The following is a 19,537-nucleotide window of genomic DNA, read 5'->3' as shown; positions in this document are numbered from 1 at the left end:
GCGACCATCGCGGCCGCCCTTTTTCTTTAACTTTCGCGTTTGGTCGTGTTGCGTGCGACCCGGCTTGATGCCACCAGCTTGCGCTGTTTTTTGGGTGTGGTTTTCTTCTTGCCTGCAGCCTTGGCACCAGGCTTGCTGCCCGGGTTTCCCCCACGGGGGCCACCACCAGATGCACCGCTTTTATCCTTTGGATTGGCGCGGAAACCCGGTTTGGTGCCGTGACGGTGGCTGCGATCACCGGGGCTGCCACGGCGCTTGCCGCGTCCACGCGGCCGTTCGATCAGGTCACGGTCGGTGATATCGGCATGTCCCGCCAGACGCAGTGCAAGCGATCCGGTTGCTGCATCCGCCTCAGCAATGCGGACAACAACATCATCTCCCAGACGGAATGTCTTGCCGCGATTTTGCCCGACCAATGCATGTCCGATGGCATCATGCACATAATAATCATCGGGCAGGGTGGAAATCGGGACGAGACCATCGGCACCGGTTTCCTGAAGCGATACGAACAGGCCAAAATGCGTGACCCCCGAAACACGTCCGGGGAATTCCGCGCCGACCTTGTCGGCCATATAGGCCGCTACATAACGGTCAACCGCATCACGTTCGGCCATGGCCGCCCGTCGTTCGGTGCCGGAAATGTCTTCGCCGATCTGCTCGAACCGTTCGCCATCTTCGGTCGGTAATCCGCCTTCGCCAAGTTTCAGGCCCGCAATCAGCGCGCGATGCACCAGAAGATCGGCATAACGTCGGATCGGGGATGTGAAATGGGCATATTTCTTAAGGGCCAGACCAAAGTGCCCGATATTGTCCGGGCTATACATCGCCTGTGACTGGCTGCGCAGTACGACCGTATTGATCAACTCGGCCTCGGGTGTGTCCTTGGCCTGTTCAAGGATGCGGTTGAAATCGCGCGGGCGCAGGACCGCCCCTTTGTTCAGCTTGTATCCAGCCCCCTCAAGAAATTCATGAAGTGCCTCAAGCTTTTCCTCGCTTGGCGCATCGTGAATACGATACATGCAGGGCTGCTTGATCCGTTCAAGTTCCTCGGCCGCACAGACATTGGCTGCTACCATGAATTCCTCGATCAGCTTGTGGCTGTCAAAGCGTGCCCGCGGGGCAATGGCAATGATCTGGCCCTTGTCATTCAGCTCGATCTTGCGTTCCGGAAGATCAAGTTCCAGAACACCGCGCCCTTTGCGGGCTTCAAGAAACGCTTCATACGCGCCGTAAAGCGGCTTGATAATGGTTTCAAGCAATGGCCCCGTTGTGTCGTCGGGATAGCCATCCATGGCGCGCTGAACCTGATCATAGGTAAGGCGTGCTGCTGATCGCATCATGCCGCGACAGAATTTATGCCGCAACTTTGTACCATGCCTGTTTAACCACATCTCGACGGCCATGCAGCCGCGATCTTCATGTGGAACCAGCGAACACCAGCCGTTTGACAATTCAAACGGCAACATCGGCACCACCCGGTCCGGGAAATAGCAACTATTGCCGCGCTTTACCGCTTCACGGTCGAGAGCGTCGTGCGGGCGCACATACCAGGACACATCGGCAATCGCGACCATGATGTGCCAGCCGCCCTCGTTTTCCGGATCAGGATCGGGTTCGGCCCAGACAGCATCGTCAAAGTCGCGCGCATCCGCACCGTCAATCGTCACCAGCGGAATATCGCGCAGATCGGTGCGCTTGCCCATTGGTGTTGCCTTGGACTCACGCGCCTGCAATTCGACCTCGGGCGGGAATTCAAACGGAATACCGCGCGCATGGATCGATACCAGACTGATCGATTTCGGTTCGTTGATATTGCCCAGAACCTCTGTAATCCGGCCTTTGCGCAGGCCAAAATGCTTGCCTGGGAGAATTTCGGTCAGAACCAGCGAACCACCTTCAAGATCGGGATGGTCATCCAGCGGCACGGCGATCTCGCCGCTATCCTTGCGGTCTGTCGGCACAACCCGGCCTTCGCGTTCATTGGGGCGGAAAATGCCCAGAACGCGTTGCGGGCCGCTGCCCAGAACCCGCATGATGCTGGCTTCATAGGTCTGCTTGCCGGTATAGCGCAGTTTGGCAAGGATTTTATCGCCAATTCCCGGTGCGCTTGGTCCGCCACGCCGGATCGTTTTCACGTAAATGACCGGTGGTTCGTAATCTTCTTTCCAGACATTGGGACGGGCAATTACCTCGCCATCATCATCAATGCCGATGATTTCCAGTACTTCAACCGGCGGCAGGCGGTCGGGTTTGTCAAACCGTCTGCGGCCCTTGACCACGTCACCACCGATTTTCAGATCCCTCAGGATCTTTTTAAGCTCGATCTTCGCTGCACCCTTGATGTTGAAGGCGCGCGCAATTTCGCGCTTGCCCACCGGGGTGGGGCTCATATCGATGAATTCCATGATCTGTTCCCGTGTGGGGAACGGGGTTTTATTTTCTGTGTCGTTCGCCAACTTCGCGGCGTCCTTTCAAATATATCGTCAAGAAAAGGAAGGCGGCGATTAGTTCGCCGCCTCTTTCCTGATTGTTTTTTTCGCTGCGGTTTTCTTTGCAGCGGTCTTTTTGGCGGCTGGCTTCTTGGCTGCCGCTTTTTTCGTCGTTGTTTTCTTTGCTGCGGTTTTGGTTGCCTTGGCCGGTTTTCCCGATTTGGCTTCCTTTTCCTTCAGTGCCGCAATGGCCATTTCCAGCGTGACATCTTCCTTGTTGGTGTCACGCGGCAGATTGGCATTGGTTTTCTTGTGTTTGACAAACGGACCCCAGCGGCCATCGGCTAGGAATATTGGTTCGCCGTCATCGGGATGTTTGCCGATTTCCTTGCCTGCTTTTTCGCGCTTATCCGCAATCAGGGCAATGGCACGGTTTTCTCCAACCGTCAGAACGTCATCCTCGGCCTTAAGCGATGCAAAAATGCTGCCCGCCTGAACATAGGGGCCAAAACGGCCGACATTGGCTTTAATTTCCTCGCCCGTATCGGGGAATACGCCCACCAGACGCGGCAATGTCAGCAATTCTTCCGCCTTGGTCAGATCGACAACCGATGGCTCCAGACCTTTCGGAAGCGACGTCCGCTTCGGCTTGACCTTTTTGGGTTTGCCGTTCTTGCCTTCAACTTCTTCTTCTTCACCCAGTTGCACATAAACGCCATACGGCCCTTTGCGCAGCGTGATTTCCTTGCCGGTTTCTTTGTCGATGCCAAGCACCTTGGGCCCGGAATCAAGTTCGGAATCACCGCCATTTTCATTGGCAACCAGCGGACGGGTAAAGTTGCATTCCGGATAATTCGAACAGCCAAGGAATGCGCCGAATTTACCAAGCTTGAGGCTCAGCGTCCCTTCGGAACATTTCGGGCATTTATGCGGGTCCGTACCATCTTCGCGCGTCGGGAACAGATAGTTTTCCAGCATCACCTGAAGCGCATCAAGCACATCGGTGATTTTCAGTTCCTTGGCTTCGTCAACATTGCCCTTGAAGGCCGACCAGAACTGGTTCAGCACATCACGCCAGGCAAGGCTTCCGTTTGAAACGTCATCAAGCTGGTTTTCCAGATCGGCCGTAAAGTTGTACTGCACGTAACGTTCGAAGAATTTCGACAGGAACGCCGTGACCAGACGACCGCGGTCCTGTGCGATAAAGCGGCGCTTGTCCAGCGTCACATAATCGCGATCCTGCAACACCGAAATGATCGATGCGTAGGTCGACGGACGGCCAATTCCCAGTTCTTCCATTTTCTTGACCAGGCTCGCCTCGGTATAACGGGGCGGGGGCTGTGTGAAATGCTGGTCGATACTGACTTTGCCAAGATCGGGCTTCTGGCCTTCGTTCAAAGGTGGCAGACGACGATCATTTTCGTCTTCTGCCTCGTCATCCTTGCCTTCCTGATACAGTTTCAGGAAACCGTCGAATTTCACGACCGAACCATTGGCGCGCAGAACCACGTGATTGTCATTCGATGACAGATCAACCGCGACCTGATCGAATTTGGCATCTTCCATCTGGCAGGCGACGGTGCGTTTCCAGATCAGGGTATAAAGCGCAAGCTGATCCTTATCCAGGTGACGCGCAACCTGATCAGGGCGACGGAACAGGTCCGTCGGGCGGATGGCTTCGTGGGCTTCCTGCGCGTTCTTGGCCTTGTTGGCAAAGCTGCGCGCACTTGGTGGCAGGTAATTTTCACCGTAATCCTTGGAAATCAGGCGGCGTGCTGCTGCCAGTGCCTCGCCCGACAGCACGACCGCATCGGTACGCATATAGGTGATCAGGCCAACTGTCTCGCCACCGATATCAACCCCTTCATAAAGGCGCTGTGCCAACTGCATGGTGCGTTTCGCGCCAAAGCCCAGCTTGCGTGACGCTTCCTGTTGCAGGGTCGAGGTGGTGAAAGGCGGCTGCGGACGACGTTTGACGTCTTTGCGCTCGACCTTTGAAACCGTATAGCTGCGGCTTTCGACCTTTTCCTTGGCAATCGTCGCTGCACCCTCATTGCCCAGTGCCAGCTTATCAAGCTTCTCACCGTTCAGATGAGTCAGACGCGCGGTGAAGTTGCCCTCAGGCACCTTGAAACCGGCTTCGAGTGACCAGTATTCGTCGGGGCGGAATGCTTCGATCTCAATCTCGCGCTCGCAAATCAGGCGAAGGGCGACCGACTGAACACGACCGGCCGACCGTGATCCGGGCAATTTGCGCCACAGAACCGGCGACAGGTTAAAGCCCACCAGATAATCAAGGGCACGGCGCGCCAGATAGGCATCGACCAGTTCCTGATTAAGCTCGCGCGGATTGGCAATCGCGTCGGTAACCGCTTTTTTCGTGATCTCGTGGAACACAACGCGATGAATATCGCGACCGCGCAAAAGCTTTTTCTGTTCCAGAACTTCCAGAATATGCCATGAAATCGCTTCCCCTTCGCGATCCGGGTCAGTCGCGAGATAGATGGTATCGGCATCGCGTGCAGCCGATGCGATCTCGCGGATCTGTTTTTCGGAACGGCCATCGGTTTCCCAGACCATCGCAAATTCGTTGTCGGGATCAACTGATCCATCTTTTGACGGAAGATCGCGGATGTGACCAAACGAGGCCAGCACCTTGTAATCGTCACCGAGATATTTATTGATCGTCTTGGCTTTGGCCGGGGATTCGACGATGACAAGATTCATTACGTTTTTCGTGTCCGGTTCTTGCGCCCTGGGGCGAAAATGTATGTCGTGCTGCGAATGATCCGAATGTCCGACACATATATATAGTGTGATCGTATTTCAGATCAGATTGCGCAAATTGCGGCAAATCACAACAATATTGTCGCAGCACAGATGTCTGCGACACTCATTCGGCGATACGCGATACCCTATTTCCGGGGTGACGTTCAACCCTTCCTGCAAGCTCAAGCTCAATCAGCATGGTCGAAATCACATCGGCAGGCATGCCAGAAGCCCGGATAAGTTGATCAATCAGAAGCGGACTGGACGACAATAATTCAAGTATATGGTCCGTTTCACGGTCTCCGTTTCGGGTCGGGGCAGGGACCCCTGTTTCTTCTTGGTTATCAATGCTTTCCGGGGTGTCGACGATGATCGCGCTTTGGGCATCGCGTTCGATGGATTTGGTGATGTCGCTGAAATCATCTGATGAACTGGTTGTGGTTGTCGCACGGCCGTCGATGGCAAAATGATGAATTCCTTCACGCAGATGGTTGTTTTGTTCGGAAACACGCAAGGCATCCAAAATCACATCAACGGAGTCGCACAGGATCGCCCCGTCACGGATCAGGCTGTTGGGGCCTGCCGCACGCGGATCGGTCGGACTGCCTGGAACGGCAAAAACATCACGTCCCTGTTCTCCGGCAAAACGCGCGGTAATCAGCGATCCGGAATTGCGTCCGGCCTCGACCACGACAACGCCATGCGACAGGCCGGAAATGATTCGGTTGCGCCTTGGAAAATGCCGTGCCTGCGGATTAAGTCCCGGTGGCATTTCCGAAATCACGCAGCCATTTTCGCAAAGCTTGCGATACAGATCGGCATGTTCACGCGGATAGATCACATCCACACCCCCACCCAGAACCGCGACGGTGCCGCCATCTGTATTTGCGATTTGCAGACAGGCATCATGAACCGCGCCATCAATCCCGCGCGCCATGCCCGATGCGACAACATATCCCGCGTCGCAAAGGGCGGCGGATAACCGCCGGGCAAAACCGCACCCATTGGCCGATGCATTGCGGGCACCGACGATCCCGATGGTTGGCCTGGTCAAAAGTTCAACACGACCCAGCGCATAAAAATAGGGTGGGGCATCCTCGATCGCGGCCAGCATCACCGGATATTCCGGATCACCGATAATCACCGGCTTGGCATCGCAGGCGCGCGCCTGTTCAATTTCGGCAATCGTGTCTTCGCGCGTTGCCAGAACAATCTGCCGTTTGCCACCTGTGCGCGCGATGATATCGGGCAGGGCATCAATGGCATTGCGTGCCGATCCGAACCGCTCGACCAGCTTGCGGAATGTGACCGGGCCAACATTGGTACTGCGCGCCAGTCGCATACGTGCGAGGCGTTCAGATTGCGGTAATCGTATCGGTTGTTGCATGTCAGAAACCATAACGCCCGGATTGTGATCATCCGGGCGTTGTTTCGTCAAGCTATTCCAACTGCACAGCTTATTCTTCGCTGGTGGCTGCGGCTTCTTTTTTCTTCTGGCCGATTTTCGGCTCTTCGCCTTTAAGAAGGCGGCGGATATTGCTGTGATGTGCAGCCCAGACAATCACCGCAAGGAAGATTGCAAGCCATCCGGCACCGGGATCATTGGCAATCAGGAAGGCGGCAATCGGGGCGGCAATCATCGCAATCAGGGCCGAAAGCGATGAAATGCGGAAAATCAGCGCCATGACAAGCCACGCCGCTGCCGCGACAAGCCCCATGATCCAGTTGACCGCAACAAGGGTCCCAAGGGTGGTGGCAACACCCTTGCCGCCCTTGAAACGCAGCCATACGGGGAACATGTGCCCGACAACCGCGGCACCACCAGCAAAAATACCGGCCTCGGCATTGACAAAATGGGTAAATAGCAGGGCTGCTGCCGCACCCTTGCCGACATCGCCGACAAGTGTCAGGAATGCCAGAAATTTGTTGCCGGTACGCAGTACGTTGGTCGCACCAATATTGCCCGATCCGATCTTGCGGATATCGCCAAGCCCGGCCATCCGCGTCAGAACCAGACCAAACGGGATCGAGCCCAGCAGATAACCGCAAACGGTCGCAATCTGCAGCGACATCAGGGTTGCCTTGTAAGTGGCATCAAGTTCCATATTCACGCGCCTTCCGCGACAGAGGGATCGGCAAAAACCTCGCGACCATCAATGATGGTGCGCAGGACACGGCCTTGGGTAAGGCGGCCGTCAAATGGCGAGTTTTTCGATTTTGACTCGAACTGATAAGGATCAATCTTCCACGGGCGATCCGGATCAAACAGCACCAGATCGGCTGCCGTCCCGATTTCAAGCGTACCGGCACCCTTGATGCGTACCAGTCCCGCAGGGGCGGTTGTCAGCTTGGTAATCACATCAAGCATCGACATGTGCCCGTTATGATAAAGCTCTAGCGTGATCGGCAGAAGTGTTTCAAAACCAACACCACCGGCGGCGGCCTGCGCAAAAGGCAGGCGTTTGGAGTCAACATCCTGCGGATTATGGTCCGACGCGATGGCATCAATCGTGCCATCGGCAAGGCCTGCCACAATCGCCTGACGGTCGTCTTCGGACCGAAGTGGGGGCGACAGCTTGGCAAAGGTCCGGTAATCCGAAACCGCATTTTCGTTAAGCGCAAAATAGAACGGGGCGGTATCGCACGTGACCTTAAGGCCGCGTTTCTTGGCCTTGCGGATTATCTCGACCGATTCCCCGGTCGAGATATGGGCAAAATGCAAACGTCCGCCCGTCATTTCAACCAGCCGCAAATCGCGCTCTATCTGCATGACTTCCGCAAGGGGTGATACACCGCTAAGACCAAGGCGCGTGGCAAGTTCGCCGCTATTCATCGACGCCCCCCTGGAAAGTTCCGGTTCCTCGGGATGCTGGACAATCATGCCATCAAAGAAGGTCGAATAAGATAGCGCCTGTCGCAGCAACCGGGCACTGGCGATGGTTTTTACGCCATCGCAAAACGCCACTGCACCGGCCTGATGCAAAAGGCCCATCTCGGTGATTTCGCCACCCTCAATGCCCTTTGATACCGCGCCATAGGCAAAAACCTTGGCCAGGCCAACCTTGCGTGCCCGGCGTGCGATAAATTCGACACCGGCCACATCGTCAATTACCGGATCAGTATTGGGCAGTGCGATGATCGTGGTGATCCCGCCGGCTGCCGCCGAACGACCGGCGGTTTCGATGGTTTCCTGATGTTCGAACCCCGGATCGCGCAATTGTGCGCGCATATCGACAAGCCCGGGCGCAAGACACGCACCCGCAGCATCAACAATTTCGCAATCCTTGGGCAGATTGTCGCGGGTGACCTGCGCACCGCAGTCGATGATCTTGCTGTTTTCAATCAGGATGCCACCCGCGCCGTCGGTCTGTGCCGCCGGGTCAAGCAGACGGGCATTGATAATGGCCTTACGGCCCGTACCCTTTACGCGAATGGCGGGGGTCATGCCTGGCCTCCCGCCTGTCTGTGGTTCTGGACCAGCAATTCAAGGGCGGCCATGCGCACCGCAACCCCCATTTCAACCTGTTCGCGGATGACGGATCGTTCGACGTCGTCGGCGACTTCGCTGTCGATTTCCACCCCGCGATTCATCGGGCCGGGATGCATGATCAGCGCGTCGGGCTTGGCATTGGCAAGCTTGGCGCGATCAAGGCCATGGAAATGGAAATATTCGCGGACCGACGGGATAAAGCTTCCTTCCATGCGTTCAAGCTGAAGGCGCAGCATCATGACGATGTCGCAATCCTTAAGGCCTTCTTCCATGTCATGGAAAATCTCGACCCCCATCCGGTCGATCTTTGACGGGATCAGGGTCGGCGGCGCGACAAGGCGCACGCGCGATCCCATGGTATTAAGCAGCAGGATATTGGACCGGGCGACGCGCGAATGCGCGATATCGCCGCAGATCGCAACATTAAGCCGATGCAGGCGGCCCTTGTGGCGGCGGATGGTCAGCGCATCAAGCAACGCCTGTGTCGGGTGCTCGTGGCGGCCATCCCCGGCATTGAGAACCGCACAATTGACCTTCTCGCTCAGAAGCTTGACCGCACCGCTGTCACCGTGACGGACCACAAGTGCATCGGGGTTCATGGCATTCAGCGTCATTGCCGTATCAATCAGGGTTTCACCCTTTTTAACCGAACTGGTGCCGACCGTCATGTTGATGACCATCGCCCCCAGCCGCTTGGCGGCAAGTTCAAACGATGTCAGCGTTCTGGTCGAATTTTCATAGAACAGATTGACGACCGTGGCCCCGGCAAGAATGTTGCTGGTCTTGTCTGCGGTGCGGTTCTTTTCCGCATAATGCTGCGCACGATCAAGAATAAGGGTGATTTCCCCCGGGGTAAGACCTTCGATACCGAGGAGGTGAGGATGCGGATAGTGATCCGCCGCTGGTCCCATGACACTCATGGCGTTGCACATATTCCTTAAATGGTATGGGCAGAATTTCGCGCGGAGCATACCCAATTGCCCCTGCCACGGAAAGTTAAAATATTGCCCCAACATCCTGACCGAATGGTCAATATTTCGCTTGGTTTAAATCACACCACATGCAGCAAAACCGCAAGGATCGGGATGCTGACAATCGCGACAAGCGTATGAACCGTAATGATGCTGGCCATCATCGGGGCGTCACCACCCATCAGGCGCGCCAGCACAAACGCACTCGCCGAACAGGGCAATCCGGCATACAGCACAACCGCCGCCAGTTCGACCTGCGGCAGGCCGAGCAAAAGGCAAAGCCCCGCTGCAATTGCCGGGCTGATGACAAGTTTGCCCAGCGTGGAAAATCCGACCGGCCCCCCGGCGCGTCGTGCCGCCGAAAGATCAAGCCCCGCACCAACCGCCAGAAGCCCGATCGGCAATGCCGCACGCCCCAGAACTTCCAGAAACGGTCCAAGCACTGGCGGCAGGCCAAATCCCGTCATATTGATCCCAATGCCAAGAACACACGCCATCAGCAACGGATTGCGCAGAACATCGCTCAAAAGCGATACCGCGCCGGGCGTGCGGTCATTATCCCCCCAATGCGCGCATGCCAGAACCGACAGCACATTGACCGTCGGCACGACAAGGGCAACGCAAAGGGCCGTTACCGTCAATCCGGCTTCGCCCAGAAGGGCCGCGGCAACGGCAAGTCCGATATAGGTATTGGGCCGGATGGCGCCCTGAAACAGAGATGAAAACGCCGGATTGCCGACTTTCAGAACCGGCTTGGCGATTAGGATAAGAACGGTACATATGAAAACCGTGCCCAGCATCGCAGTCGCAATTCCCGCTAGTGGCAGGCTGCCCAGATCGGCGCGCGCTGTATTGGAAAACAGCAATGCCGGGAATGTCACATAATAGGTCAGCTTTTCCGCCCCTGGCCAGAACGCATCAGGCAGGAATTTGCGTTGCCGCAGGATGAAGCCCAGCACGATCAGGGCAAAGGTCGGTATCAGGGCGGACAGGATGGCTAACATGGGGCGCTTTCGAAAATATCTTGCCGCACGATGGAGCGGTTATTAATCGGTTGTTATGTGATTTTCTGTGATGGTTTGCATTGTAACAGTCCGGCCTGACGTCGTATCGACAAGACTGCCTGTTTCATTGCACGGACATCCTGTGATAATGGATGTCGCTCAGATAATGCGTTCAACGCACTGATTTATCAATTGAAAGAAATTCCTGCGCTGTGACCTGCCGCGGCAAACAGGAATGCAATCAGGGGAAAGCCCATGAGTCGCGCAATCGATCATCTGGTTCTATGTGTCAATGATCTTGATGCGGCCTGCGATGCCTATCGCAAGCTGGGTTTTACCCTCACCCCGCGTGCCAATCATCCGTTTGGCACCGGCAATGCCCTGATCCAGCTTGATGGCATGTATATCGAATTGCTTGCCGTGATCGAGCCGGAAAAAATCGCTGAAACCGATCTTGCCGCGCCGTTTTCCTTCCCGATTTATAACCGCGATTATCTGCGTCATCGCGAAGGCATGTCGATGCTGGCGCTGCAATCGCGCGATGCCGAAAAGGACCGGGAGGATTTCATTGCCGCGGGTGCCGCCGTGCCCCGTGTTTTCAAGTTCGAACGCGAAGCGACCCTTCCGGATGGATCGCTTACCGATCTGGCTTTTTCGCTGGCCTTTGCCAATCATCCGCTGTTGCGCCATGCGGTGACCTTTGTCTGCCAGCATCGACATCCGCCGCAGAATTTCTATTATCCGGAATATCAAAACCACGCCAACGGCGCCTATGCGATTGGCAAGGTATTCCTCACGCATTGGGCGGCGGACGCGGTTACGGATTTCGTCGAAGAAATCGGAACCGAGAAGATCGTCACAGCTCTGCATAGTGATGAAATGGTCACCCGGTTCGGAATTGACGACCCGGCTTTCCCTACCGATGGCTTTGCCGGTTATGAAATCATCGTCAACACGCTCGACACGATTGCCCAAGCCGCCCAGTCCATGGGGGCAATCCATAAAAAGGGCCGTCTGATCCTGCCGCCCTCGAAATTTTTCGGAACACTGGTTGTTTTTACGGCCAAAGGAAAAGCCGCCTGAACAAACAGGCGGCTGATCGAAAACTCTGAAACCAAGTGGTTTCGTTTGGCTGAAAATCAGGCTTCTTCGTTACCAAATTCATCTTCATCATCGTCGTCATCAGGGGTTGCGCCCGGATCGGTATGAAGATTAAGGTTATCAAGCGCGCCTTGCAGTATATAGGCCGCAGCCGTTTTATCGACGACCTGGGCCCGGCGTTTGCGCGTCATGTCGACATCTTCAATCAGGATGCGTTCAACCGCGTTGGTCGAAAGACGTTCATCCCAAAGCAGGATCGGCAGATCGATATAATTCTGCATCTCGTCGACAAAGGCATAAACCCGGTGGCATGCCTTGCCGACCGTGCCGTCAAGTTCACGCGGAAAACCGATGATGATGCCGCCGACATTCTGCTTGGTGACGATTGCCGAAAGTTCGGCAATATCACGCGTGAATTTCTTGCGCGAAATCAGCGAATAGGGGGACGCGATCTGTAGCCCGACATCCGAAAGGGCCACGCCAATGGTTTTGGTGCCGAGATCCAGCCCCAAAACGCGTGCTGCCGGTGTTAGAAACCGCAGCAATTCCTGTGTGTCATTGCAAATCATGGCGCCCTTATAGGTGTAAGTTATGTCCTGTGCCAGAGCTAATATTTCGGATCGATCAAAAGGCCAAATGGCAAATTGTTAGCTTTTGAAAATGACGCCATATTCAGCCCGAAAATCCACCATAAGGCGATTTAACGCAGATTGTAACGCATGATTGATAAGGTTGAAGTCAATTTGGGAAGCGGACGTGCTGGATGGCCGGTTGAAGGTAAATTTAAGGTATTTGAATTTTTATTTTCCATTATTTCAATTTATAAATTACTTCTAATAATAAAATAAGAATAAAAATAGATTTTATTTTTCTTATTTCAAATTTTACATAAAATTTATTCTGGTTTTACTTTTTTGTGAATTCAATTTTTTTAGATGTATGTCAATGAATTTGGCGTCTGCTTATGGGATAAGTGGATATCCATCCTGATTGGATTGCAGTTTTTCTGAGACGAGACCTGAAAACATTGTTGGTTTTTCGTTATTTAGCAGGAGTTTGCAATGCCGTCCAAGCTTGACAAACCGCCAAAGCCAGAACAGACACATGAGCATGATTTGTTGTCCCGTTTTCCCACGGCCTACACGATCCTGTTTGCTCTGATTACTGTTGTCGCGGCTCTTACCTGGGTCATTCCGGCCGGGCAGTATGACCGGGAAATGAATGAGGCGATTGGTCGTGAGGTTGCCGTTCCCGGCACATATCACGAAGTCGATCCGAATCCGCAGGGATTCTTTGATGTCATGCTGGCACCCGGTGCCGGTTTTTATGATCCTGATAGCTATGCCGCAAATGCGATTGATGTGGCGCTGTTTGTTCTTTTCCTTGGCGGTTTTCTCGGCGTGGTAAACGCGACCGGTGCAATCGATACCGGTATTCGATCTGCGATGAAAAAGCTAAAAGGGCACGAGATATGGATGATCCCTATTTTGATGACCTTGTTTGCCATCGGGGGGACCACCTATGGCATGGCGGAAGAAACGCTGGCTTTTTATGGTCTGTTAATTCCGGTCATGATTGCAGCGGGCTACGATACCGTGACTGCGGTTGCGATCATCATGCTTGGTGCTGGTATCGGTGTTCTGGGCTCGACCATAAATCCGTTTGCCACCGTGATTGCGGCGAACGCAGCGAATATTCCGTTCACTTCGGGTATTGTGTTGCGCTTTGTTATCCTGATTTTGGGTTTGGTCATCTGCATTGCTTATGTGATGCGTTATGCCGGTCGGGTGAAAAATGACCCGTCGAAATCGATTGTTGCCAAGCAACTGGATTCACACCGGTCCTTCTTTCTGAAAGGCCATAACGCCCAAACCGACAGTGCGACCCTTACTGGTAAACAAAGCCTGATCTTGATCCTGTTCGGTTTAACCTTCGCGGTGATGATCTGGGGCGTTTCATCCCAGGATTGGTGGATGGCCCAGATGGGGGCTCTGTTCCTTGGTTCTGCGATTGTGATCGGTCTTTTGGCGCGAATGGGCGAAAAAGAAGTGACGGGGCATTTTGTCGACGGGGCGCGCGATCTTTTGGGGGTCGCCCTTGTTGTCGGGCTGGCTCGGGGGATTGTGGTGATCATGCAAAACGGCCTGATTGCCGACACATTGCTGCACGGGGCTGTTGGCAGCCTGAGCGGGCTTGGCAATCTGGCTTTTATCAACCTGATGTTCTGGATCGAGGCGGGAATGAGTTTCCTTGTGCCGTCGTCATCGGGGCTGGCTGTTCTGTCGATGCCGATTCTGGCACCCTTGTCCGATTTTTCCGGGGTCGACAGGCATCTGATCGTGACCGCCTATCAGTCGGCAAACGGGTTGGTCAATCTGATCAATCCGACATTTGCCGTGGTGGTTGGCGGGCTCGCCATTGGTCGGGTGTCTTACGACCGCTGGCTGGCATTTGTCTGGCCGCTTCTTTTGATGCTGACAGTCATGATTACTGTCGTTTTGTCTGTCGGAACTTCTCTTTAGGTCCCCCGAAAGGACAGTGTCATGTCTGAAAAAATGCTCGGCGTTCATTCTGAGACCGGAACGTTGCGTCAGGTTGTTGTTTGTCGCCCCGGATTGGCCCATCGTCGTTTGACGCCGGGTAATTGTCAGGAGCTTTTGTTTGATGATGTTTTTTGGGTCAAGCAGGCCCAAAAGGATCATGATGTCTTTGCCAGTATCATGCGCAACGAAGGTGTCGAAGTCCTTGATGTCAATGATCTGCTATCTGAAACGCTTGCCATCAAAGAAGCCCGTTCCTGGGTTCTTGATCATCGCATCACTGCCGATCAGATCGGTGTTGGCGCGCTTTCGGAATTGCGTGGCTGGATGGAAGATCTTCCGGCTGCCAGCCTTGCGGAACTCCTTCTGGGCGGGTTGACCGTCGATGAGTTGCCTTTTGAGCCGACCGGCTTGTTCGGCAGCTATCTGGGGCATCATGGTTTCATTTTACCGCCATTGCCCAATGCGCTGTTTACCCGCGACAACAGTGCCTGGATTTATGGCGGGGTTACCGTCAACCCGATGTTCTGGGCGGCACGGCGGCCGGAAACATTGCTTAATACGGCAATATACAAATTTCATCCAAAATTTTCGGGAAAGACAAAGATCCACTGGGGCGATCCAACCCGCGATCATGGTCTGGCGACGCTGGAGGGCGGTGATATCATGCCGGTCGGGAATGGCACGGTACTGGTTGGCATGGGCGAGCGATCTTCGCCACAGGCGGTGGGGCAACTTGCGCAGGCTTTGTTCCGCGATAACGTGGTTGAACGTGTTCTTGCCTTCCAGATTCCGAAATCACGTGCCGCCATGCATCTGGATACGATTTTCACCCTGTGCGGAGGGGATGTCGTGACGACGTTCAAGGAAGTCGCTGACGGTCTGGTTTGCTATGATATTCGTCCTGGTTCCGAAGCAGGCAAGCTGAACTTCCGTGTCGATCCGCGTCCCATCTTTGACATCGTTGCCGAGGTTCTTGGCTATAAATTCCTGCAAGTTGTCCCGACTGGCGGCAATAACGAAGCCGAACAGTCACGCGAACAATGGAACGACGGAAACAATGTTCTGGCCCTGCGTCCGGGCGTCGTCATCGGTTATGACCGAAACGACGATACCAATGCCGCCCTTGAAGCCGCAGGTATCAAGGTTCTTGCCATACCGGGCGCCGAATTGGGCCGGGGGCGCGGCGGTGGGCATTGCATGAGCTGCCCAACCATGCGTGATCCGGTGTAGGGGCCAGGCCCCAGGTTGCATAGAACGAAGGAGCCTGAAAATGGCATTTAATCTTAAAAACCGTAGCTTCCTGACCCTGAGCGATTTTTCCGGTGAGGAAATCAAGTTCCTGTTGAAGCTGGCGAAGGATTTGAAATCGGCGAAATATGCCGGCTACGAAGTTCCGACTTTGACCGGTAAGGACATTGCGCTGATTTTTGAAAAGGATTCCACGCGTACACGGGTCGGGTTCGAAGTTGCCGCCTATGATCAAGGCGCGCGCGTGACCTATCTTGGGCCAACCGGAAGCCATATTGGCCACAAGGAAAGCGTCAAGGATACGGCACGTGTTCTGGGTCGTATTTATGACGGGATCGAATATCGTGGTTTTGGGCAGAAAGTTGTGGAAACGCTTGCGCAATATGCGGGGGTTCCGGTTTTCAACGGGTTAACCGATGAATTCCATCCAACGCAAATTCTGGCAGATTTCCTGACCATGCAGGAGCATGTCGAAAAGCCGCTGCACCAAACCCGATATGCCTTTTTGGGCGATGCTGGCAACAATATGGGTAACAGCCTGTTGATTGGTGGTGCCAAGATGGGCATGGATGTACGCCTGTGTGCGCCCAAAAACTGTTGGCCGGTCGAAAGCATTCAGCAAGAAGCACGATCGGTTGCGCGTGAAACCGGGGCCAAGCTGACCCTCACTGAAAATGTTGACGAGGCGGTCAGGGACGTTGACTTCGTTTACACGGATGTCTGGGTTTCGATGGGGGAGCCCAAGGAAAAATGGGCCGAACGGATCAAGATCCTGCGTCCGTATCAGGTGAACAAGGACGTTCTGGACAAAACGGGCAATCCGCATGTGCGCTTCATGCACTGTCTTCCGGCATTTCATGATACCACCACCAGTGTGGGGGCGGAAATCAAGGCAGAGTTCGGCCTTGATGCGATGGAAGTTATCGACGAGGTGTTCGAAAGCCCGGCATCGATTGTTTTTGATCAGGCTGAAAACCGGATGCATACGATCAAAGCCGTTTTGGTCGCAACACTGGGAGGATAACATGCTTGTTGTGGCAGCCCTTGGTGGGAATGCTCTGCTTAAACGCGGCGAACCCATGACGGCCAATACGCAGCGCGCCAATGTGCGGCGCGCTACCACGGTGCTGGCCCAAATCGTTCGCGATGGGCATCATCTTGTTCTGACGCATGGCAATGGGCCTCAGGTCGGTTTGCTGGCTTTGCAAGGTGCCGCATATCGTCCGGAAGAAGAATATCCACTTGACGTTCTGGGGGCTGAAACCGAAGGCATGATCGGATACATGATCGAGCAGGAATTGGAAAATGCGTTGAATCATGAACTGCCGGTTGCTGCTTTGCTGACACAGGTCGTTGTCGATAAAAAGGACCCGGCTTTTGCTCGTCCGACCAAATTCGTCGGCCCCGTATATGACAAGGAAGAGGCCGAAGAAAAGGCTGCCAAAGGCCATTGGACCATTGCGCAGGACGGCAATAAATGGCGTCGGGTCGTTCCCTCCCCAAAGCCGGTCGAAATACCTGACATCCCGGTTATTCAATTGCTTTTGAAGCATGGTGTTATTGTTATTTGCACGGGAGGGGGCGGTATTCCGGTGGTCTATCAAAAAGACGGCAGCCTGACCGGCATCGAAGCGGTCATCGACAAGGATGCCGCCAGTGCTCTTCTCGCCAAGGAGATCGGTGCCGATGCTTTGCTGCTGCTTACCGACGTGGACGGGGTTTACCGTGATTTCGGGACGCCAGATGCCTGTCGGATTGACAGGCTTTCCCCTGATGAGGCGCGCGCACTTTCATTGCCTGACGGGTCGATGGCCCCCAAGGTGACTGCGGCAGCCGATTTTGTCACGGCAGGGAGGATGGCCGGGATCGGTCGTCTTGAGGACGCAGGTCAAATTTTGAAGGAGCAGGCCGGAACCAGGATTTCGCTGTGAACCTGGTGCAACCATGATCGCGTGACAAAGCCTGAACGGGCTCCTCTTCGGAGAAGAAATCCATCTGGTTTGAGCCGGGCCGTTCTCTTTTGTTCAAATAACGTCGGCATGGCGCGGTACGTTGGTTACGAAACCGGGCAATGCTAGCCCATAGTAAAGGGCGGCAACGACCCTTGCAGCGGCGGCGGCGGGGTGCTAGTTTCCGCGCTGTAATTTCAGGTTCCGGCAGGCTGCCTGCCTGCCGGGTGTTTTGTCATTCCTTAAGAGAGACTTTCATCCATGTCGTCTTTGGATAAGGAAACAGTTCGCAGGATCGCCTTTCTGTCGCGTATCAACGTGTCCGAAGAAGGGCTTGGCGAACTGGCGGGAGATTTGACCCGTATCCTCGATTTCGTCGAGGAACTGCAAGAAGTTGATGTCGAGGGTTGTGATCCCCTGACGTCGGTTGCCGATCTGACCCTGCCGATGCGCAAGGACGAAGTCACCGATGGCAATATCCAGCAAAAAGTGCTGTCAAACGCACCGATGACCGATGCTGGCTGTTTTGTTGTGCCGAAGGTGGTTGAATAATGACTGATCTGACAAATCTGACGCTTGCTGAAGCCCGTGACGGGCTGGCAAAGGGCGATTACACGTCGGTCGAACTGACCGAAGCCCACATCAAATCGATGGAAGCGCACCGTAATCTGAACGCTTACATCACCGAAACCCCGGACAAGGCCATCGACATGGCCAAGGCTTCCGATGCCAAGCGCGCCAAGGGTGACGCGGGCAAAATGGAAGGCCTACCGATTGCGATCAAGGATCTGTTCTGCACCGAAGGTGTCCAGACGACCGCAGCCTCGCACATTCTTGAGGGGTTCAAACCGGAATATGAATCCACCGTCACCACCAACCTGTTTGGTAACGGCGCGGTGATGCTCGGCAAGGCCAACCTTGATGAATTTGCCATGGGGTCGTCCAATACGTCGTCCTACTATGGCAATGTCATCAACCCTTGGAAGGGCAAGGATGGCAAGGATCTGGTTCCGGGTGGCTCGTCCGGTGGTTCGGCGGCTGCTGTTGCTGCGGGCATGGCGCTGGCGGCAACCGGTACCGATACCGGCGGCTCGATCCGTCAACCGGCATCCTATTGCGGTATTGTCGGCCTGAAGCCTACCTATGGCCGTTGCTCGCGCTGGGGCATTGTTGCCTTTGCAAGCTCGCTTGATCAGGCTGGTCCGATGACCAAGACCGTTCGCGACGCTGCGATCATGCTGGGCGCAATGGCCGGTCACGACGCCAAGGACAGCACATCCGCCCCGGTTGCCGTTCCTGATTTCGAAGCTGCCCTGACGGGTGACATTCGCGGCATGAAAATCGGCATTCCCAAAGAATACCGTGTCGATAACATGCCCGAAGAAATCAACAAGCTGTGGGATAACGGTATTGCGATGCTGCGTGATGCGGGTGCCGAAGTGGTCGATGTGACCCTGCCGCACACCAAATACGCGCTTGGCACCTATTATATCGTTGCCCCGGCCGAGGCATCCTCGAACCTTGCGCGTTATGACGGCCTGCGTTACGGCCAGCGCGTCATGGACGAAGGCGACAGCCTGGACGACATGTATATGAAGTCCCGTGCTGCCGGTTTCGGCAAGGAAGTCCAGCGCCGCATCATGATCGGCACCTATGTGCTGTCGGCTGGTTACTATGACGCCTATTACAACAAGGCGCTCAAGGTCCGTAGTCGCATTTACGAGGATTTCGCAACCGCATTTGGCACTGTTGACGCCATTCTGGCACCGACCGCCCCGTCGGCGGCCTTTGCGATTGGCGATAACGAAGACGATCCGGTCAAAATGTATCTGAACGATGTCTTTACCGTTCCGGCAAGTCTTGCGGGTCTTCCGGGTCTGTCCGTTCCGACGGGCCTGTCTGCCGAAGGTCTGCCGCTTGGTCTGCAGCTGATTGGTAAGCCGTTTGACGAAGAAACCGTTCTGCGTGTCGGTGGCGTGCTTGAAACTGCCGCCAACTTTACCGCGAAACCGGCCGGGCAGGAGGGCTGATCC

15 protein-coding genes are annotated in these 19,537 nt (G+C 54.9%); 7 read left to right on the top strand and 8 right to left on the bottom strand.

Features of this window, described 5'->3' with window-relative positions; all coding sequences use genetic code 11:
• Positions 1-26: 26 nt before the first annotated feature.
• The 7 genes from rnr to SMB34_RS02670 form a co-directional block, all read right to left on the bottom strand.
• Positions 27-2,456, bottom strand: coding sequence for a ribonuclease R (gene rnr, locus SMB34_RS02700; protein WP_037987569.1), 2,430 nt, complete (start codon positions 2,454-2,456; stop codon positions 27-29).
• Between the two features lie 48 nt (positions 2,457-2,504).
• Positions 2,505-5,156, bottom strand: a complete 2,652-nt coding sequence (topA, locus tag SMB34_RS02695) for a type I DNA topoisomerase (RefSeq protein WP_037987568.1) — start codon at positions 5,154-5,156, stop codon at positions 2,505-2,507.
• Between the two features lie 166 nt (positions 5,157-5,322).
• Entirely contained in the window at positions 5,323-6,636 is a 1,314-nt protein-coding gene (gene dprA, locus SMB34_RS02690; RefSeq protein WP_240478726.1) for a DNA-processing protein DprA, read from the bottom strand.
• 19 nt (positions 6,637-6,655) lie between these two features.
• On the bottom strand, positions 6,656-7,303 hold the full coding sequence (gene plsY, locus SMB34_RS02685) for a glycerol-3-phosphate 1-O-acyltransferase PlsY (RefSeq protein WP_205618032.1): 648 nt from the start codon (positions 7,301-7,303) through the stop codon (positions 6,656-6,658).
• Positions 7,304-7,305: 2 nt separating this feature from the next.
• Positions 7,306-8,643 carry a dihydroorotase gene (locus tag SMB34_RS02680; RefSeq protein ID WP_156962627.1) on the bottom strand — a complete coding sequence of 446 codons (1,338 nt, stop codon included), beginning with the start codon at positions 8,641-8,643 and terminating at the stop codon, positions 7,306-7,308.
• A complete protein-coding gene (locus tag SMB34_RS02675) occupies positions 8,640-9,599 on the bottom strand; it encodes an aspartate carbamoyltransferase catalytic subunit (RefSeq protein WP_110252313.1) in 960 nt (319 codons plus the stop codon). The genes SMB34_RS02680 and SMB34_RS02675 overlap by 4 nt, the downstream gene beginning before the upstream one ends.
• Before the next feature lie 140 nt (positions 9,600-9,739).
• Positions 9,740-10,663: an AEC family transporter gene (locus tag SMB34_RS02670; protein ID WP_037987566.1), complete on the bottom strand. Its 924-nt coding sequence runs from the start codon at positions 10,661-10,663 to the stop codon at positions 9,740-9,742.
• 255 nt (positions 10,664-10,918) lie between these two features.
• Here SMB34_RS02670 and SMB34_RS02665 point away from each other — a divergent pair, with 255 nt between their 5' ends.
• Positions 10,919-11,746 carry a VOC family protein gene (locus tag SMB34_RS02665; RefSeq protein ID WP_037987565.1) on the top strand — a complete coding sequence of 276 codons (828 nt, stop codon included), beginning with the start codon at positions 10,919-10,921 and terminating at the stop codon, positions 11,744-11,746.
• Between the two features lie 56 nt (positions 11,747-11,802).
• Here the strand turns inward: SMB34_RS02665 and ruvX are convergent, their stop codons facing one another.
• Positions 11,803-12,333: a Holliday junction resolvase RuvX gene (gene ruvX, locus SMB34_RS02660; protein WP_051682089.1), complete on the bottom strand. Its 531-nt coding sequence runs from the start codon at positions 12,331-12,333 to the stop codon at positions 11,803-11,805.
• A gap of 492 nt (positions 12,334-12,825) precedes the next feature.
• On the opposite strand from ruvX, the gene SMB34_RS02655 reads away from it, so the two are divergent.
• From SMB34_RS02655 to gatA, 6 genes are all read left to right on the top strand, one after another.
• A complete protein-coding gene (locus SMB34_RS02655) occupies positions 12,826-14,286 on the top strand; it encodes a YfcC family protein (protein ID WP_037987564.1) in 1,461 nt (486 codons plus the stop codon).
• Positions 14,287-14,307: 21 nt separating this feature from the next.
• The gene (locus SMB34_RS02650) at positions 14,308-15,537 is read left to right on the top strand and encodes an arginine deiminase (RefSeq protein ID WP_037987563.1); all 1,230 of its coding nucleotides are present in this window, start codon (positions 14,308-14,310) and stop codon (positions 15,535-15,537) included.
• A 40-nt stretch (positions 15,538-15,577) separates the two neighbouring features.
• Positions 15,578-16,579 (top strand): ornithine carbamoyltransferase, encoded by a 1,002-nt coding sequence (gene argF, locus SMB34_RS02645; RefSeq protein WP_037987562.1) that lies wholly within the window; start codon positions 15,578-15,580, stop codon positions 16,577-16,579.
• 1 nt (position 16,580) lies between these two features.
• A complete protein-coding gene (arcC, locus tag SMB34_RS02640) occupies positions 16,581-17,486 on the top strand; it encodes a carbamate kinase (protein ID WP_037987561.1) in 906 nt (301 codons plus the stop codon).
• 279 nt (positions 17,487-17,765) lie between these two features.
• Positions 17,766-18,056, top strand: a complete 291-nt coding sequence (gene gatC, locus SMB34_RS02635) for an Asp-tRNA(Asn)/Glu-tRNA(Gln) amidotransferase subunit GatC (protein WP_007089905.1) — start codon at positions 17,766-17,768, stop codon at positions 18,054-18,056.
• A complete protein-coding gene (gatA, locus tag SMB34_RS02630) occupies positions 18,056-19,534 on the top strand; it encodes an Asp-tRNA(Asn)/Glu-tRNA(Gln) amidotransferase subunit GatA (RefSeq protein WP_037987560.1) in 1,479 nt (492 codons plus the stop codon). The genes gatC and gatA overlap by 1 nt, the downstream gene beginning before the upstream one ends.
• Positions 19,535-19,537 lie beyond the last annotated feature (3 nt).

The organism is Thalassospira permensis NBRC 106175 (assembly GCF_000714555.1).
Classification (GTDB): domain Bacteria; phylum Pseudomonadota; class Alphaproteobacteria; order Rhodospirillales; family Thalassospiraceae; genus Thalassospira; species Thalassospira xiamenensis.
Note: the sequence above shows the minus strand (reverse complement) of the source record. Positions and strands in the feature narration are given on the sequence as shown.

Excerpts from the sequence above, each read along its gene's own strand:
- SMB34_RS02680 (WP_156962627.1), bottom strand. The coding sequence starts at position 8,643 with ATGACCCCCGCCATTCGCGTAAAGGGTACGGGCCGTAAGGCCATTATC.
- SMB34_RS02650 (WP_037987563.1), top strand. The coding sequence starts at position 14,308 with ATGTCTGAAAAAATGCTCGGCGTTCATTCTGAGACCGGAACGTTGCGT.
- SMB34_RS02665 (WP_037987565.1), top strand. The coding sequence starts at position 10,919 with ATGAGTCGCGCAATCGATCATCTGGTTCTATGTGTCAATGATCTTGAT.
- arcC (WP_037987561.1), top strand. The coding sequence starts at position 16,581 with ATGCTTGTTGTGGCAGCCCTTGGTGGGAATGCTCTGCTTAAACGCGGC.
- gatC (WP_007089905.1), top strand. The coding sequence starts at position 17,766 with ATGTCGTCTTTGGATAAGGAAACAGTTCGCAGGATCGCCTTTCTGTCG.
- gatA (WP_037987560.1), top strand. The coding sequence starts at position 18,056 with ATGACTGATCTGACAAATCTGACGCTTGCTGAAGCCCGTGACGGGCTG.
- SMB34_RS02675 (WP_110252313.1), bottom strand. The coding sequence starts at position 9,599 with ATGGGACCAGCGGCGGATCACTATCCGCATCCTCACCTCCTCGGTATC.
- ruvX (WP_051682089.1), bottom strand. The coding sequence starts at position 12,333 with ATGATTTGCAATGACACACAGGAATTGCTGCGGTTTCTAACACCGGCA.
- argF (WP_037987562.1), top strand. The coding sequence starts at position 15,578 with ATGGCATTTAATCTTAAAAACCGTAGCTTCCTGACCCTGAGCGATTTT.
- plsY (WP_205618032.1), bottom strand. The coding sequence starts at position 7,303 with ATGGAACTTGATGCCACTTACAAGGCAACCCTGATGTCGCTGCAGATT.
- SMB34_RS02670 (WP_037987566.1), bottom strand. The coding sequence starts at position 10,663 with ATGTTAGCCATCCTGTCCGCCCTGATACCGACCTTTGCCCTGATCGTG.
- SMB34_RS02655 (WP_037987564.1), top strand. The coding sequence starts at position 12,826 with ATGCCGTCCAAGCTTGACAAACCGCCAAAGCCAGAACAGACACATGAG.
- topA (WP_037987568.1), bottom strand. The coding sequence starts at position 5,156 with ATGAATCTTGTCATCGTCGAATCCCCGGCCAAAGCCAAGACGATCAAT.